The organism is Frankia sp. Allo2 (assembly GCF_000733325.1).
In the GTDB taxonomy this organism is placed as follows: Bacteria; Actinomycetota; Actinomycetes; order Frankiales; family Frankiaceae; genus Frankia; species Frankia casuarinae.
Genome location: NZ_JPHT01000003.1, coordinates 1 through 16,246 on the forward strand (window position 1 = coordinate 1; position 16,246 = coordinate 16,246).

Annotated in this window: 12 protein-coding genes; 3 read left to right on the top strand and 9 right to left on the bottom strand. The window is 68.1% G+C overall.

Features of this window, described 5'->3' with window-relative positions; genetic code table 11:
- The 6 genes from ALLO2_RS03650 to ALLO2_RS03675 form a co-directional block, all read right to left on the bottom strand.
- The coding region (locus ALLO2_RS03650) for a transposase domain-containing protein (RefSeq protein ID WP_035729749.1) at positions 1 to 264 on the bottom strand (264 nt) is incomplete at its 3' end.
- 305 nt (positions 265 to 569) lie between these two features.
- Positions 570 to 3,659 carry a type I restriction endonuclease subunit R gene (locus ALLO2_RS03655; RefSeq protein WP_035729752.1) on the bottom strand — a complete coding sequence of 1,030 codons (3,090 nt, stop codon included), beginning with the start codon at positions 3,657 to 3,659 and terminating at the stop codon, positions 570 to 572.
- Positions 3,660 to 3,662: 3 nt separating this feature from the next.
- Entirely contained in the window at positions 3,663 to 4,814 is a 1,152-nt protein-coding gene (locus tag ALLO2_RS23075) for a restriction endonuclease subunit S (RefSeq protein WP_023842067.1), read from the bottom strand.
- 49 nt (positions 4,815 to 4,863) lie between these two features.
- The gene (locus tag ALLO2_RS03665) at positions 4,864 to 6,378 is read right to left on the bottom strand and encodes a class I SAM-dependent DNA methyltransferase (RefSeq protein ID WP_035729754.1); all 1,515 of its coding nucleotides are present in this window, start codon (positions 6,376 to 6,378) and stop codon (positions 4,864 to 4,866) included.
- 327 nt (positions 6,379 to 6,705) lie between these two features.
- Entirely contained in the window at positions 6,706 to 7,737 is a 1,032-nt protein-coding gene (locus ALLO2_RS03670) for a replication-relaxation family protein (protein ID WP_035729756.1), read from the bottom strand.
- 177 nt (positions 7,738 to 7,914) lie between these two features.
- Positions 7,915 to 8,886 carry a hypothetical protein gene (locus ALLO2_RS03675; protein ID WP_369808123.1) on the bottom strand — a complete coding sequence of 324 codons (972 nt, stop codon included), beginning with the start codon at positions 8,884 to 8,886 and terminating at the stop codon, positions 7,915 to 7,917.
- Positions 8,887 to 9,165: 279 nt separating this feature from the next.
- Here ALLO2_RS03675 and ALLO2_RS03680 point away from each other — a divergent pair, with 279 nt between their 5' ends.
- On the top strand, positions 9,166 to 9,984 hold the full coding sequence (locus ALLO2_RS03680; RefSeq protein WP_011438110.1) for a DUF2127 domain-containing protein: 819 nt from the start codon (positions 9,166 to 9,168) through the stop codon (positions 9,982 to 9,984).
- 46 nt (positions 9,985 to 10,030) lie between these two features.
- On the opposite strand, the gene ALLO2_RS03685 is transcribed toward ALLO2_RS03680, so the two are convergent.
- From ALLO2_RS03685 to ALLO2_RS03690, 3 genes are all read right to left on the bottom strand, one after another.
- The gene (locus ALLO2_RS03685) at positions 10,031 to 10,564 is read right to left on the bottom strand and encodes a DUF2231 domain-containing protein (protein ID WP_173645816.1); all 534 of its coding nucleotides are present in this window, start codon (positions 10,562 to 10,564) and stop codon (positions 10,031 to 10,033) included.
- Positions 10,565 to 10,766: 202 nt separating this feature from the next.
- Positions 10,767 to 11,087, bottom strand: coding sequence for a helix-turn-helix transcriptional regulator (locus ALLO2_RS25350; RefSeq protein WP_023842061.1), 321 nt, complete (start codon positions 11,085 to 11,087; stop codon positions 10,767 to 10,769).
- A gap of 328 nt (positions 11,088 to 11,415) precedes the next feature.
- Positions 11,416 to 12,300 (bottom strand): LLM class F420-dependent oxidoreductase, encoded by an 885-nt coding sequence (locus ALLO2_RS03690; RefSeq protein ID WP_023842060.1) that lies wholly within the window; start codon positions 12,298 to 12,300, stop codon positions 11,416 to 11,418.
- Between the two features lie 618 nt (positions 12,301 to 12,918).
- Here ALLO2_RS03690 and ALLO2_RS03695 point away from each other — a divergent pair.
- Together ALLO2_RS03695 and aat are read left to right on the top strand one after the other, a co-directional pair.
- Positions 12,919 to 15,300, top strand: a complete 2,382-nt coding sequence (locus ALLO2_RS03695) for a bifunctional diguanylate cyclase/phosphodiesterase (RefSeq protein WP_023842059.1) — start codon at positions 12,919 to 12,921, stop codon at positions 15,298 to 15,300.
- Positions 15,291 to 16,193, top strand: coding sequence for a leucyl/phenylalanyl-tRNA--protein transferase (gene aat / locus ALLO2_RS03700; protein WP_023842058.1), 903 nt, complete (start codon positions 15,291 to 15,293; stop codon positions 16,191 to 16,193). Before ALLO2_RS03695 ends, aat begins: the two co-directional genes overlap by 10 nt.
- The last annotated feature ends 53 nt before the right edge of the window (positions 16,194 to 16,246 follow it).

Here is a 16,246-nt window from a genome sequence, read left to right on the forward strand (position 1 = left end):
GGTCGGTTCCCACCGCGGCCCGACCACATCGAGATCGTCCAGGGTGGCGGCGAGCCGGCACGCGACCGCCTCGTAGTCGTCGTCCGCGAACAACGCGAGCGCCATCACGAAGTAGACCGCGACCCGCGGCGGGATCGTCGTGTCGGAACGCCGGGCACCTCTCCCGGTCGCCTCGATCGCCTCATCAACCGCGTCCCGCGAGACGAACGACGTCAGGACCCCCAACGAGATCCAGTCCGTCAGCTGGCTACCCGTGTCCGTCACAGCCCAGGATCATGCCGTCAACCCGGCAGATCCACCCGAACCGACACACCACAGCCAGCCAAGATCCAAATAGTGGAAGTGGCATTGCCCGGAGCCCGCAAGCCCCCCTGACGCTTGAGGCCTTCCCTGGCGAAGCAGCTGCAGTGAAGGTCGGGTCGCCAGGCGGCCTCGACGCCGGCGGTTTCGGCGCCAAGGCCGCCGGTGCCGCCCGACCTGAGAAGCAGGCAGGTTAGACGAGTTCAGCCGCTGTCAGGCGACCTGTCGACTAACCTTGATCGACACCAAATATCCGACTCACCAGCCCGTCAGTAGTTCTTCTTCACGTATTCGTAGGTCTTCTCGAAGAGCACGCCAGTGACGGGCAGGCTGAAGTCCTTAAGTGTGGAGCGGATGGCCCTGCGCACCTCCCGGTCGCCGCGGTCGGAGCTGGTCCAGCCGGTGTAGGAGACCTCAACGACGATCTGGTCGATCCGTAAGGCGATGTCGGGCACGATCTTGTGCAACCCAGCAGGGGTGTTCTGCTCGACGATCTGTGTGAGTGCCCCGATCTTTGGGTCGTAGAGACGCCCGTCTTCGGCGAGCGTGCCTTCCTCGGCTGCGCGGTCGGCAGCGACGACGTCGTGGGCGACCTGGAGCGCGTCCTCGAGGAACTGCAGCGACTCCTCGACCGAGGTGATGGTGCGCTGCCGCAGCTTCTCGATCCGCTCGGCCAGGCTCTTGTACGCCGAGGACTCGATGTCCTGGCCGAGCCTGCGCTTGAGCCGGGCCTCGACGGAGTCGAGGATCTCCTCCACGATCTGCCCGGCAGCCTTCGGGTCGGGCACGGGCAGCGGTACCTGGAGCGACTCGGCGATCTTCTTGATCAGCGTGATCCCGGCCGCGTCCAGGGTGACGTTCCGAGAAACCAGCGGCTTCACCGAGATGTCACCCATGTGGGCGTGGATCAGCGCCTCGGTCTTCGCGCCGAGCTTGGCCCACAGCAGCCCCTTGTCGAGCCCCTTGGGCTGGATCGACGCATACAGCTTCGCCAGCCACAGATACGTGCTCTGGAACGGCGCCAGCATCGGGTTGGGGTCGAGGAACTCCCAGATCCGCTGCACCGCGGTGAACGTCTCCACGAACGTGGTCCGCGCCTCGCTGCCGACCGGGATCCGCTCGTGCGCTTCGGCCAACGCGGTGAACGACGCATCACGCGTGTCGATCCCGTCGAAGAACGAGGTGAGCACGGTCATGTCGGTCATGAAACGCCCGACCAGGCTGGCCACGTCGTGCACGGTCGGCTTCTCGGGCTCTGTTCCGTCCTTCGTCTTGGGGCCGAGCAGCGCGTCGCCGATGGCCTTGGCCAGGCCGATGTAGTCGACGACCCGGCCGTACTCCTTGCGTTGTCCGGTCAGCGGGTTCTTCCATGGCCGGTTGGGACGGGTGATGGTCTGGAACAGGTTGGCCGCTTTGAGCGGCTTGTCGAGGTAGAGCACGGCCTCGATCGGCGCGTTGAACCCGGTCATCCACTTCGCGGTGACGACCACGAACGAGAGCGGGTCGTCGACCTTCTTGAAGCGTCGCTTGAGCCGTTCCTCGGCCTCGTCGGAGAGCAGGTACTTCTTGTACGCCGACGGGGTGCTCTTGGAGTTGTCCACGTGCATCACCACGCCGACCTCACGCAAGGCGCTGGACCCGTCCGGCAGTGTCATCGTCGCGGCGCGGCGGTCCAGTTCGGCCTGGATCGCGGTCGCGTACGCCACCACCAGCTCCTGGTTGTACGCCACGACCTGCGCCTTCTGCCCGAGCGGAGCCACGTAGGTGAGGTAGTGGTCGACGATGTCGGCGCAGACCGAGGCGACCCGCTCGGGGTTCTTCAGGATGGTGGCGATATGGCTGGCCTTGCCGGAGAGGTACTCCTTGGCCTCGTCGTCGAGCCCTTCGTCGTCGGCGAGCTCCTCGAACGCCTCGTCGAGCTGCTCCTTGCTCAGCTCGAACTTCACCGACCGGCCTTCGACGATGACGGGCTTGGTGAACCCGTCGGCGATCGAGTTCTCCATCGTGTACCGCGACAGCACCAGGTCGGGGTCCTCGGGGTTGCCGAAGAGCTTGAACGTGTCCCGTTCACCGGCTTTGACCGCGGTGCCGGTCATCCCGAAGAACGTCGCGTTCGGCACCGCCTTCCGCCACGCCTCGCCGAGCGTGCCCTCCTGGGAGCGGTGGGCCTCGTCGACAAGCACGATGATGTTGGACCGGTCGGTGAGGAGACCGGCCTCGGCGAACTTGTGCGGCGTGGTCACCACCACCCGCGGCCCGGGCTTCTTCAGCACGGTCCACAGCGACTGCTTGGTCTTCGGCACCTCAAGGGTCGGCATCCCGGCGGTGCGGAACATCTCCGCGGTCTGCCGGACCAGGTCCTTACGGTCCGCGATCACGATCACCGTCGGCGCCCCGACCTGCGGGTCGCGCAACAGCCGCGAGGCGGTGAACGCCATCAGCTCGGTTTTGCCCGACCCCTGGTGATGCCACACCAGTCCGCCGCCACCTTGGGCGTTCCTGGAACCGGCGAGCACCTTGTCATGGATCGCGACCGCGGCCTCGACCTGCGGATAGCGAGGCAGAAGCTTCACATCCTGCTCCGAGGCATCCCGGGCATGCCGGTACATGGCGAAGTCCCGCAGGATCGCCAGCACCATCGCCGGCGTTAGCAGAGTCCGGGCATCCCGTTCGACCCGCGCCGGCCCGGACAGGTTCGGGTCACCACCGGTCTCACCCCACGGCGCCCAGAACTCGCTCTCCGGATCCGGCTCGGCGCGCACCGGCGCCATCCGTAACTCAAGTCCCTCGGTCGCCACGTTGAACACGTTCGGCGCGAAGAACTGCGGATATTCCACCTCGTAGACATCGTAAAGATCCTTCGCCGCGTTGAACCACGACACCGTCTGCTTCACCGGCGTCTTCGTCTCCNCCACCACGAGCGGGAACCCGTTGACGTAGTAGACGACGTCGAACCGCCGCGCCTCGTGCCCGCCCTTGATCGTCACCTCATCGGCCACGACCAGCCGGTTGGCCTCCGGGTCGTCGAAGTCGATGAACCGCCGCGGCACATGCTTCCCAGCCACCGTCACGAACGGCCGCTGCCCGCGCAGGATCACCGTCAGCGCCTCGTTGGCCGCGACCAGACCATTGGTGGCGTCGAGCATCGCCCGGTGGACCTCGGCGATCACTATATCGGTCGACTCCTCGTCGTTGACCAGGCCAGGGCTGTGCCGAAGCAGGGCGTCCCGCACCCACGACTCGACTATGACCTCGTGCTCAGCACGCGGCAGATCGGTGCCAGATATGTGTTCCCACCCGGCATCCTGCGCCCACTCCAGTAGAGCCGCTTGGATCGTCGAAGCCTCGCTCCAGCCCATGCGCTACGCGACCTCCCCCAAGAAGCGATCGTACGCCTCGGCGATCTCGGTCTCCTGCGTCAGCAAAGAGGTCAGCAAGCTCGCTCTCAGGGTGAGGGTCCGCTCATGCTCCCTCCACACCTCTCGAGCTACCTGACGCGCGGACATCACGGTGGCGGCGATCCGCTGCTGAGCGCTCCGCTCTGGGACGGGGATGGGTGTGGCACGAATCTTGCTCTGACTGATATTGAACATCGACGCGCTCGTGCCGGTCGCAGAACCCGTCAGATGGTCTCGCGCAGAAGCGAGGCTCATGGCAACTACCAGGAAATCCGGGTCCAAGTCGGGGCCAGGCGTGAGCCGAAGTGTCTTGTCGGAGAGAAAAAGCCCACCACGCACGTCTTCGGGAACTCTACAGACCGCGCCGACCTTCTGTGGGGTATTCGCGCGGGTGATGAGGACGTCACCTGGCCGAACCCTGGAGGAAAATGGCAGCGCCGTGTCCAGCAGCAAAGCTTTGGACTCGCCAGGAAGGAACTCGAATGGTGTCACAGCGCTGACTTTGAGGACGCCTTCCTCGGAAGCCGTCGGTGCAACGTTGGTCGTCTGCGGGCTCTTGCCTCCATCGATCTTGACGATGTGTCTGTCCGCGGGGACCCGCTCGACGTCGCGCAGTAGGTCCTCCGCCAAGGCAGATCCCAGCCCCTCGCCCTGCAAGGCTTCGCTGGCCAGCCCGGCGATCGTGGCGTCTACAGACGAGACGAGGTCGACGATCCGGCGCTGCTCGTCCAGCGGTGGAACCCTGATGGGGATCGCAGCGAAGGAAGTGTCGTTAACGGTCTTCCGACGTAGAACAGTTCCAGTAGCCCGGGCCTGCATCTCCCCCCAGAACCTAGGCGTCTGAAAGACAAGGCGTAGGTATTCAGGTAGCAAGTCTCGCGCGACCTCGTAGGTCAGGAACACCCCGGACACGTGAGCGCCGTCATGTGTTGATGTTGCGACGCCTACGGGGCTCTCGAAGGCCGTGATTGTCCGCAGGACGACATCGGCTGTTCGGACCCTGTACAGGGTCGAGTAATTCGTCTCTCCTCCGACGAAGGAATTTTTTGGGCCGAGGCCTTGACCGTCCTTGAGTACCGAGACTGCGCGGTACTCGACTCCTGGTTCGACTGTCACTCTTCGCCGTACTCTGCGAAGGTGCTGACCAAAGGTGGACTCTGGCCACTCAGCCATCGGCCACCCCGAAGGCGGTCAAGTCGATCCCGGCAGCGGTGAGCCGCTCGAACATCGCGGCCTCAGCTGCGATGCGCTGTGCGCGAGCATCGGCGTACGCCACTAGCGCCGTGCCGAGATCAACCGCTTCGCCTGCGGTCTTGGTGATGTAGCGGCCGATGTTGAGGTCGAAGCCGTTGGCCTTAAGCTCGTCGAAGTCGGCGACGTGGACGTACGCGCTGGGCTCGGGGCCGTCGGCGGCGAGCTCGGTGCGGTAGGCATCGGTGAGGGCCTTGATGTCGTCGTACGACATGGTGTTCTGGTTCTTGCCCTTGGCGAACCGTTCGGAGCCGTCGATGAAGACGACTTTGTCCTTGCGGTCGGCGGGCTTCTGGCGGCGGAAGACCAGGATGCAGGCCGGGATCGAGGTGGAGTAGAAGAGGTTCGGCGGGAGGCCGATGACGGCTTCGAGGAGGTCTCGCTCGATCAGGGACTGGCGGATCTTGGCCTCGGCGCCGCTACGGAAGAGGACGCCGTGGGGCATGACGACGCCGACGCGGCCGGTGCCGGGCCTCATCGAGGCGACCATGTGCTGGACGAAGGCGAAGTCGCCGTTCTTCGCCGGCGGTACGCCGCCGATGGCACGAGGATCGGAGGCCCACTGGTCGGCGCCCCAACTCTCCAGGGAGAACGGGGGATTGGCGATGACCACGTCGAACTGGGTCAGCGCGCCCGAGGGCTTCTTGAAGAGTGGCTTGCGCAGGGTGTCGCCGCGCTTGATCTCGAAGTCCTCGATCTCGTGGAGGAAGAGGTTCATCTTCGCGATCGCCGAGGTGGTCAGGTTGACCTCCTGGCCGTACAGGCGCAGGGTGCGATGGTCCTGGGCGGACTCGCGCACCTGGTTGATAGTGGCCACCAGCATGCCGCCGGAGCCGCAGGCCGGATCGTAGATCGTCTCGCCGGGCTCGGGTCGCAGGATGGCGACGAGGAGGTCGACCACCTCGCGCGGGGTGAAGAATTCGCCGGCCTTCTGGCCGGAGACGTCGGCGAACTTCTTGAGCAGGTACTCATAGCCGGCGCCGAGTAGGTNGTGGCTGACCGTGGACGGGTCGAGCGGGATGTCGTCGAATGCCTTCACCAGCCCGCGAAGAGCCGAGGGCGGCAGCCGCTCCTCGTTACCCCAGGAAGCGTCGCCGAAGATCCGGACGAGGGTCCTGGGGTTGGCCTGCTCGATGCGCTGGAACGCCCTCGCAACCGCGTCGCCGAGGTTGGCCTGGGTCTTGGTGACCACCGACCAGCGGGTGTTCCTCGGGAGCTTGAAGCGGTGGTAGTCGGCTTCGATCTCGTTGGTCAGCTCCTCGCCATACTCCTTGACCGCCTGCCTGTGCTCGTAGTCCCAGGTGTCGCTGATCCACTTCCAGAACAGCATCGGGAACACGTACGTCTTGTAGTCGGCCGCGTCGACGGGGCCGCGGAGTGCGTTAGCGGCAGCCCACAGCCGCGACTCAAGGTCGGTCTGTGTGATCACAGGCGGATGGGATCCTTCGTCGTGATGGCACTACTCCGATCATGCTGACGTTGCGCAGTGGTCGGACCGATCACGTACCGATCAGCCGATCGAACTTGTCGACCTTGTCTCGCTGGTCGGGCGATGTCGGGCGAAGCCCGGCTAGGAACTCATGAATCGTGACCGCCACCGCGCCAGTCTGCCGCAGGCACCGGCGCGCTCCTACGACCACCCAGCAGCGGACCGGTGGGCTCGCAGCCACCGCCGACCTCCCTTCCCTCACCGCTGCCGTACACGCCAGCTGGGCGATACGCCCAGCTGGCACGGCGGCGGGAGGTGAGCGGGGGGTCAGGCTGCGAGCTGTCGTCCGTCGAGTCTGGTGGGCGGCATCGCTTGGGGTGGCTGCAGGCGGTTGGACTTCCCGGGCAGCGGGNCATTCACAGGCATGGGGCTGTCAGGGCCTTGGTAGGGCCAGAGGCCGACCAGGTGGCCGAGCGTGTACCGGCCGGTGCCGGTCTGGTTCATGGGGAGCCAGCGGCGCAGGGTGGCATCGAGGTGTCGGTCGGGTTCGGCGAGGTCCGCGGCTGTGGTCGCGACGGGTACCCGTTCGGGCTGGTCGAGGTGGCGCAGCGCCTCGGCAAGCACGTCGCGGATCCTGGCCTCGCGGCGGGTCGTGGTGGTCCAGATCAGGATCGGCGTGGNGATCCGGGNCGCCTTCGCGAGCCGGTGGTAGGCGTCGGCCTTGAGGGCAAGGCGGCGTAGTGGTTCGGTGCCAAAATCCAGTTCGACGAACCACTCGATCTCGGCGCCGCCCTGCGCCCACCGGCCGTAGCCGTCCGGGCGGACGATGTCCCCGTACAGTCCCGCGCACCGTTCCTCTGACCACCAGGCCGTGAGCCGGCCGGTGGCATCGGGCCGGCGGGCGCGGTGGATCAGCCGGGNGAACATCCCGTTGACCGCGATCCGGTGGGCCAGGTGCAGGGAGTGGGCGATGCCCATGGCCCGGTCGTGCTGATAGCCGATCTTCTTCGGGTCTAGGCCGTCCTCGTGCGCGAGGACGGCGACGCCGGCGACGTCGAGGACGTAGTGCATGGGCGACAGGCCACTGACGGCCAGGGGCTGGAACCGGTCGAGGACCCGCCAGCGGTACAGCTCCAACAGGCGGATGTTCGCCGACCGGCGGGTGACCCAGCCGAGCTCGACGATCTGGTGGGNAGTCAACACCCGGTGCTCGTGGATCATGCGGGTGATCCACCGGTCCCGTGGGGTGAGGTGGCGGGCCAGCCACAGTTGGTGCTCACCACTGGACACGATGCGGGCGGTGGGCCGGGCGTAGGTGCGGCGGCCGAGGTAGGTCTGCTGCGGAGGATTCGTGATCATGCGAAGAGGTCTCCCCAAAGAGGGTCGTCAGGCAGGCAGAGGTCGACGAACACGCAGGCAGGAATGGGCAGACGGCAGGCCAGGCCGAGGGGTGAGCGGGCTGTCGCGTCCGCGCCGGGACACCCGCCCGCCAGCACACGGGGTGTGCGCCGGTCCCACCCGCCGGGGCGGGGGCCCTCATCCGACGGCGGCCAGCGCACCTGTCTCGTCCGGCTCCGCCGGCCCAAGGTCAACCATGTCGACGTCGTCCGGCACGACCACCGCGGGCAGCCCATCCGCAGCCGGGTCATCGGCCTCCAGCACGATCGCGGCCGTGCCGGCCTCGGACACGTCGGCGTTGGGGGCGTGTTCTTCCAGCACCCGGTGCGCCTCGGTGCGTAGTTGCGTGACCAGGGCCCGTGCCTTCTTCGAGCCGACTTTCAGCCGCTTGCGCAGCTCGTCCGAGGAGATCGGACGGCGGTGTTCCTCCCAGTAACGGGTGTCCTCACGCCGCGCCCGGTCCAACAGCGAACCATCGACCACCACGGTGTTCGCCTGCTCGGGAGCGCGCTGCGCAGGAACCGCGCCCACCTCGGCCCGCGGGCTCCCACCTTCGGTTGCCACAGGCACCGCGGTGGACGCCGCTGCCCCGGCAGTCTCCGTCGGCTGGGGTGCGGGCTGAGGGATCGTGGCGCCCTGCGCTGCGGGATGGAAGGTGGTGGGGTGGCGCATCGCACGTAGCAATCCCGGGCCAACCTCGGACCAGCCGATAAGCAGCGCCGGGCCGGCGTCGAACGCGGCCTTGCCGTACTGGCCGGCGATCACCGGCTCGGCTACATTCAGCGCCAGGGTCACCACGCTGGAGAACACCAGCAGCCGCCGAGCCGGATGCAGCAGTTCCGGCGGCGCGCCCTGCACCGCCAGCTGCCGTGTCCCCAGCAAAAGGCCCACCACGGACAAGTCGACGGCAGGAGCCACCAAGGGGGCGACCCAGACTGGCACCCCGAGACGTAGCCCGAGCTGGAAGACGTTGCCGAACCCGAAGGCGAACGTCAGACCGACGACCACAGCCATGATCATGGTGACGAGAGTGACCGCCGCATCCCGTCCCGCCGCCGACGGCACCACAACCGGGCCGTCCACCATGGCGGTACCGCCCGCGGCCATCAGGCACCCGCCTTGGCCAGGGCCCGCGCCGCTACCGGCCGAGATCCGTCACTGGGCGTGATAGCCGCAGGTACGCGAGCCGAAACCACCAGGCTCGTCTTCGCCTGGCTTTGCGTGGATCCTGTCCGAGCCNCCCNGGGGACACGCGNCCCGCCATGCCCGTCGGTTGCAACCCGGGTGCTCACGGGTCGGCCGCCCGCCACGGACCGGGTTCTCGCGCCAAGCTGTGTCAGCCTAGGTTGGGAAGAAGCGCGGCGGGCTGGAGACACGGGTGGGACGTGGATGGCGCGGATGAACTGGGAGCTGCGGACGTGTGCCCGCAAGGGCCACGTCACCTACCGTCCGGACGAGACATCGCTGGCCGAGCGGCTGACCGCCCGGACCGCCGTCGGTGTCAGCTGGCGGTGCCTACGGTGCGGCGACTTCGTCGTCGGGGAGCCGGCCCTGTCCGGACCGGCTGAGGACGCACCGCTGCTCCTGCGCGGACGGGCGCTGCGCGACGCGACGGTCCTGCGGCTACTCGCCGTGGAACGGATACTCCGGGCGCTGCTCATGGTCCTGATCGGCTACGCCATCCTCCGGTTCCGCCGATCGGAGGGGCAGCTCCAGCAGCTGTTCGACCGGGCCGTGCCCGCGGCGCGCCCGCTGGCCGACGTCCTGCGTCTCGATCTCGACCATTCCCCTACAATCGATCGCCTGCACCACCTCCTGCACACCCGTCCCCACACCCTGCTCCTCGTCGCGCTGCTGCTGTTCGGCTACGCCGCCGTACAGGTCGTCGAGGGGATCGGGCTATGGCTACTCAAGCGCTGGGGCGAGTACTTCGCCGCCGTCGCCACGTCGGCGTTCCTGCCGTTGGAGATCTACGAACTCACCGAGCGGATCACGGTCCTGCGCATCGGAGCGCTTGTCATCAACGTCGGTGCCGTCGTCTACCTCATCGTGAGCAAACGGCTGTTCAGAGTCCGGGGTGGGGCCGCCGCGTTCGAGGCCGAACGGCACGCGGAGTCCCTGCTCGAGGTGGAGCACTCCGCCCAGGCCGATCCGGCCCGTCCCGATCCTGCGGTACCGCAGGATCCTCGTCCGCAGGCCTTCACCTGAACCGGGCAGGCCCATCACCGGGCAGGCCCATCACCGGGCAGGCCCATCACCGGGCAGGCCCATCACCGGGCAGGGGAGTCCGGCTGAAGCTGCCGTGCCAGACGGCCTGGGCACCACTGTCGCCGATCCGGTAGACCTGCACGACCGAGCCGGCGGCGACGACCAGGCTGAGCACGGCGAGAACCGCCACGAGCACCCTCCGGCCGGGACCGGTCGCGGTGCGCGCCGGAGCCGTTTCCGTTCCGGTGGCGGCCGAGCGGCGTGCGAGCACCCACGACGCCGCGGCCGCGACGAACAGCCCGGCGGCCCAGGGCAGCAGGGTGTCACCGAGTTCGGCGTGCCGGCGGACCAGCTCGCTCGAGGGCACGCGTGCCTCGAGCCACTCCCCCGCATGGGTGGTGAGCGGCACGCTCACCAGCGCGACCAGAGCGACCAGCGGGGTGATGACGCCCAGCCGGCGCCGCGCCGCCGGCCACACCGCGGACAGCACCACCAGCATCGCTGCCAGCGGCACGAGGATGACAACCACATGCACGAGCAAGACGTGCGCCGGCAGTCCGTTGATCTCCGTTGGCCCCACGGTCGCTCCGATCGTCATCTCGTGATGTCCGCACCACGAGCCGTCACAGACAGGAGAAATCCCGCCCCGCATTACTACAGCAGTAGTAGTACTAATACTACTACTACTGCCTCTGTCGTAGATGAAGCGGGGCGACTAGGGACGCACCGTGCCCAGGGCGAGGCGGAAACGCCGGGGCCGGGACGGTCTCCCGCAGGGTGCGCTAGATCTCGTCGAACTCGCGTACCGCCCGGACATACCGGTGCGGCGCGAGCAGCCGCAGCCGCTCGGCCGGCCGAAACCCCAGCTCCGGCTCGGTGACCGCGAATAGCAGGCAGTAGGCACGCCGATAGGCGACTCCCGGGAATACTTTCCCGAGCTCGTGCCGACGGACCATTTCCGCAGTCGCCGCGGGCGGTGTGAAGCTTTCTCCCCCAGCGAGACCACGCACCTGCTCGGCGAGCCCGTCCTGCGTCAGGCCCCGGGCCTCACGGAAGCGACGAAGAGTACTCGGAGTCCAGCCCGGGTGCTTCGCGTTCGACATCGACGACCTCGTTCCAACGACCTCGTTCCGCTGCCCCGCCAGTTCTCCCACCAGCAGAGTAGTCAGACGGATACCGCGGACGGGCGACAATGTCGGAATCGAGCGCTGGACATCCCTCAAGGTCCGTTTCCTGTCCGGTCACCGGACTGCCCGGGTAATCGCCTGCCGGCTGCCCTGGTCAGTGCGGCCGACACGCGTTGGACTCATGACCAGCGGCTCCGCTCGGGCTGACGGGAGGTCCCCGGGTCCGGCGCCGCGCACGGGCCTGGCCAAGAACGAGCTGCCCCCCTTCGGGACCGGCCTGGAGATCTGGGTCGGGAGATCTGGGTCAGGAGATCTCGGCGAGCCCGGCGACCCGCGGAATCACCTCTTCACCGAGTATGTGCAGAGGCTCGACGTGCCAGACGTCGCGCACGCCACCGAGAACCGCCTGGACACCGAGTTCGGCCAGGTCGTTCAGCTCGTCGAGAATCCTCGCCACATTCTCCCCCCTCGGTCCGACGTCAAAGGAGAAGACCACGGTCTTGAGGATGTCGTCGTAGTTCCGACCCTCGCGTTCGCAGTGTTCACGCAGCACCTGGAGCTTGCGCGCCAGATCGGGACCGGGGAAGAGGTTGCACGCCTGTGCGTACCGGGCCACGAGGCGCAGCGTCTTCCTTTCGCCACCCCCACCGATCAGGATGGGTGGATGCGGCCGCGTCAGCGGCTGCGGCGAATTCAGTGGACGGGCCAACTGGTAGTACCGGCCAGAGAAGGGGCTCTCGTCACCGCTCCACATCCGCAGGCAGATCTGCAGCGTCTCCTCGAGCCGTTCGAACCGCTCGGCCAGCGGCGGGAACGGCAGACCGAGACCGACCGCCTCCTGTTCGTACCAGGCGGCGCCGATGCCCAGCCAGGCCCGCCCGCCGGAGAGCACGTCCAGCGTCGTGACGATCTTCGCCAGGGCGCCGGGCTCCCGGTAGACCGTCCCGGTGACCAGGGTCAGCAGCTTCGCGCGGCGGCTGTGGGCGGCCAGGAAACCCAGCGTCGTGTACGCCTCCAGCATCTCGTTCTCGGCCGGACCGACCATCGCGATCTGGAAGAAGTGGTCCATGACGGCCAGGTAGTCGAATCCGACCGTGTCCGCCACGCGGACCACCTCGGCCAGATCTTCCCCGAGCCGCCCGGAACCGTGCGGGGAGGTGAAGTCGGGTAGTTGCAGACCGATCCGCATGTGCGCTCCTCCCCCGCCTCCAGCGCGGGAAGCGGGACATAGCCGATATTTTCCCATCTGTCGCGCGGCGGCAGCCTCCGGCCGCGGCGACCATGATCGGGCCGCCCTGACGTGATGAGTCGACGACACGGCCACGCCTGCGCGCGGTCACCCCACCCGAACCCAACGCCACGCCCGCAAATCGCAACAAATTTCGATATATAAATAACAAGAGGCTGAGATGCACGAGAATGTAGGCATGCCCGGCCAAGCCTCCGTCATGATGGTCACATGAGGCCCGAGTGGCGGGACCTCCNGGGNGTCCGTACCCTTTNCCTCNACGGAGGNAGTCCCACTCCTCCCGCAGGACCGGTCGCCGTCGGCGGCGGTCGATTACTGGATCTGCGGAGTCGGCACCATGGCGGCACCGGAGAGGGGCCGGAGGGGGAGTCGCCACCAGCGCCCGCCCACGGCGCACCCGTAAAAGATCATATTTTTCGGCGAACCGGCCTTCGGCGAACCGGCAGGCAAGACGGCCGTCGGTGCCGCTGGTGTTGTCGCCGCGGCACCGGGCGATGGCCGTCGGCACGATGCCGGGCACGTGCACAGGTTTCCACCACTCTGCGGGGGGATGACCGGTTGACCGCCTCTCTCCCTCCCCCGTGCCGGTTCCGTCTGATCCGGATTGCCCAGCTCGTCCTGATCGTCGCCACGGTCTACCTGTCCGTTTCCGCGTTCGTCACCGTGCCCCACATCGGCAACGAGACCGGGTCGCTGCGTTACGGCGTCGCCCTCGGCTCGGGCCTGATCTGCCTGGCGCGGGCGGTGTTGATCCGCGGCGAACGCCTCCCCTGGGCCCTGCTCGGTACCGGGCTCATCAGCTACGGAGGCGCGACGATCTACTACAACGCGGCGGTCGCCGGCCGGCAGGACGACGACCTCGGGCCGTCGCTGGCCGATCTCGGCTGGCTGCTCTTCTATCCGGCGTGCTATGTCGCCGTCATCCTCCTGCTACGCAGAAGAGTGCTCCGGCTGCACACGAGCGTCTGGATGGACGCGCTCGTCGGCCTGCTCGGCGTGGCCGCGCTGACCAGCGGCATCGGCGTGGCGATGGCGAACGCGTATCCGCGCTACAGCGCGTGGACGATGACGGTGAACCTGATCTATCCGCTCGCCGACCTGCTGCTGATCCTGCTGATCGTCACGGTGTTCAGCCTGCTGGGCTGGCATCCCGGCCGGGTGTGGTGGCTGCTGGGCATCGGGCTGGTGGGCTTCGCGATAGCCGACTCACTCCTGCTGGTCATCGTCACCACGGACAGGGACCCCGGGTCCGGCCTCCTCGGCACGCTGTGGCTGTTCTCGGTGCTCATGCCGGCCCTGGCCGCCTGGCTGCGACCGCGCTGGCACCCACCGGCCAAGATGTCCGGCTGGGGCGTCATCGCGGTCCCACTGGTGCTCACCGTGATCGCGCTCGGTCTGCTCGTCCTCGGCGCCACGGTCCAGCTGCCAAAGGTCACCGTCGGACTCGCCGCGGCCACGGTGCTGACGGCCCTGGCCCGCGCCGCGTTCACCTTCATCGAGGTCCAGCAGCTCGCCGAAAGCAAGGTGCTGGCCCGCACTGACGAGCTGACGGGCCTGGCAAACCGGCGTGGCTTCATCGAACGGCTGACGAAGGCCGAGCAGCGCGCCACCGGGGTGGACACCTTCGCCCTCCTCCTGCTGGACCTTGACCGGTTCAAGGAGATCAACGACTCGCTGGGGCATCAGGTGGGCGACGCGCTGCTGGCGCAGGTCGGAACCCGTATCTCCGACGCCCTGCGTCCCGGCGACCTGCATGCCCGCCTGGGNGGCGACGAGTTCGCGGTCCTGCTCGAACACGCGGACATCGAGGCCGCAAAACGCGTCGCCGACCGGGTGCTGGCCGTGCTCGGCAATCCCTTCGACGTCGGCGGGGTGACCCTGCACGTCGGCGCGAGCATCGGCGCCGCCGTGTACCCCGACCACGCCGAGGACGCCCACATCCTGTTGCAGCGTGCCGACGTGGCCATGTATGCCGCGAAGTCGGGCCGCACCGGCGTGGAGTCCTACCGTCCCGGCTCCGACGTGAACAGCCTCGTCCGCCTCGACATGATCGAGTCCCTGCGCGCGGCGCTCGGCACCGGCCAGCTGGAGGTGCACTACCAGGTCAAGGTCGACCTCGATTCCGGGCAGGCAAATGCCGTGGAGGCCCTGGTCCGCTGGCGGCATCCCAGCCGCGGCCTGCTCGGGCCAGAGGAATTCGTCCCCCTGGCCGAACAGGCCGGTTTCATCCGGATGCTGACCATCGAGGTGTTGGAGACCGCCCTGGGCCAGTGCCGGCAGTGGCACTCCGCCGGATTCGACGTAGCGGTGGCGGTGAACCTGTCCGCCTCGGACCTGCTGGACCGTGGCTTTCCCGAACAGGTCAGCGGCATGCTCTCCGGCTTCGGGCTGAGCCCGACGGCACTCGAGCTGGAGATCACCGAGACCACGTTGATGCTCGACCGGGTCCGCACGGCCGCCGTACTCGGGGAGCTGCGCGACCTGGGGATCGGAATCGCCGTCGACGACTACGGCACCGGGTACTCCTCCCTGGCCAGGCTCTGGGAGCTGCCCGTTGACGTGCTGAAGCTGGACAAGTCATTCATCCAACGCATGGAGGTCGATGGCCGGGCCGAGGCGATCGTCCGTTCGACGGTCGGGCTCGCCCACGCGCTCGGCCTGCGCATCGTCGTCGAGGGCGTGGAGACCGCTGGAGCGATGCGGATGCTGCGGGATTTCGGCTGCGACCTGGCTCAGGGCTACTTCCTCGGCCATCCGGGCCCATCCGAGCAGGTGACCGAGCAACTGCGGCGACGGGCGCCGTCGGCTGGCATGATCGATCCGGAGACGATCGGCCGGACGGAGGAATGTCCCGGCGATCTCTCCCCGACGATGGAGAGTGCCGTGCTGAACGCCCCAGTCGCCCCGGATCGGACGCCGGCGGTCAAGTCGTGGCGCTGACGGCGCCGCCCCGCGATCTCGGCCCCACCGTATGGGACGGGTTCTCGCTGCTGAGCAGCCCCCGCCAGGCCCCGGTCGCCGTCGGCGGTGAGCTGGATCCGGCGACGTTGATCGGCGCCTACCGGGCCGGCGCCTTCCCCTGGCCGGCGAGCGAGGCCGACGGCGGCAAGGTCCATGAGGACGACGAGGCCCACGGGGACGACAGCGACGACGCGAGCAGCGGGACCCGCGGGGGCGGGGGGTGGCTGCGCGAGATCCTGCGGGCGGCGGTGGCCGCCCGACGCATCCCCCATCTGCCCCCGCACCGTCCCGGTGGGCTGGACCTGCCCTGGTGGAGCCCCGACCCCCGGGCGGTGATCCCGATCGGCCGGCTGCGGGTCAACCGGACACTGCGCAAGCGGCTACGTAACTGCGGGTGGACCACCACCGTCGACGAGCGCTTCGTCGACGTCGTCCGCGGCTGCCGCCGCGGCGGTACCTCCGAATGGATCACTCCCCAACTGGTCGAGGGCTACGCCGAGCTGCACGCCCTGGGCTGGGCGCACAGCATCGAGGTCTGGGAGGGCGACGAGCTGGTCGGCGGCATGTACGGAGTGGGCGTCGGCGGCGTGTTCGTCGGTGAATCGATGTTCCGCACCCGGACCGACGCCTCCAAGGTGGCTCTGGCCGACTTCGACGCCCGGTTCACCGCGGCCGGCGGGGTGCTGCTGGACGTGCAGATCGCGACCCCGCATCTGATCGACCTGGGTGCGGTGGAGATTCCACGGGCCGATTTCCTCGCCGTTCTGGCCCGCGTCCGGGATGCCGACGTCCGCCTCGACCGCGACCGGTATCCGGTCGCCCGCCTTGCCCCGCATGGCGCCTCCGGCGCAATGCGGGGACCCCTGGCCTAGGGCGCCGTCCGGGGTCTCCGTCACCTCGCCTCCGGCGAGCTTCCTGGGAGAGC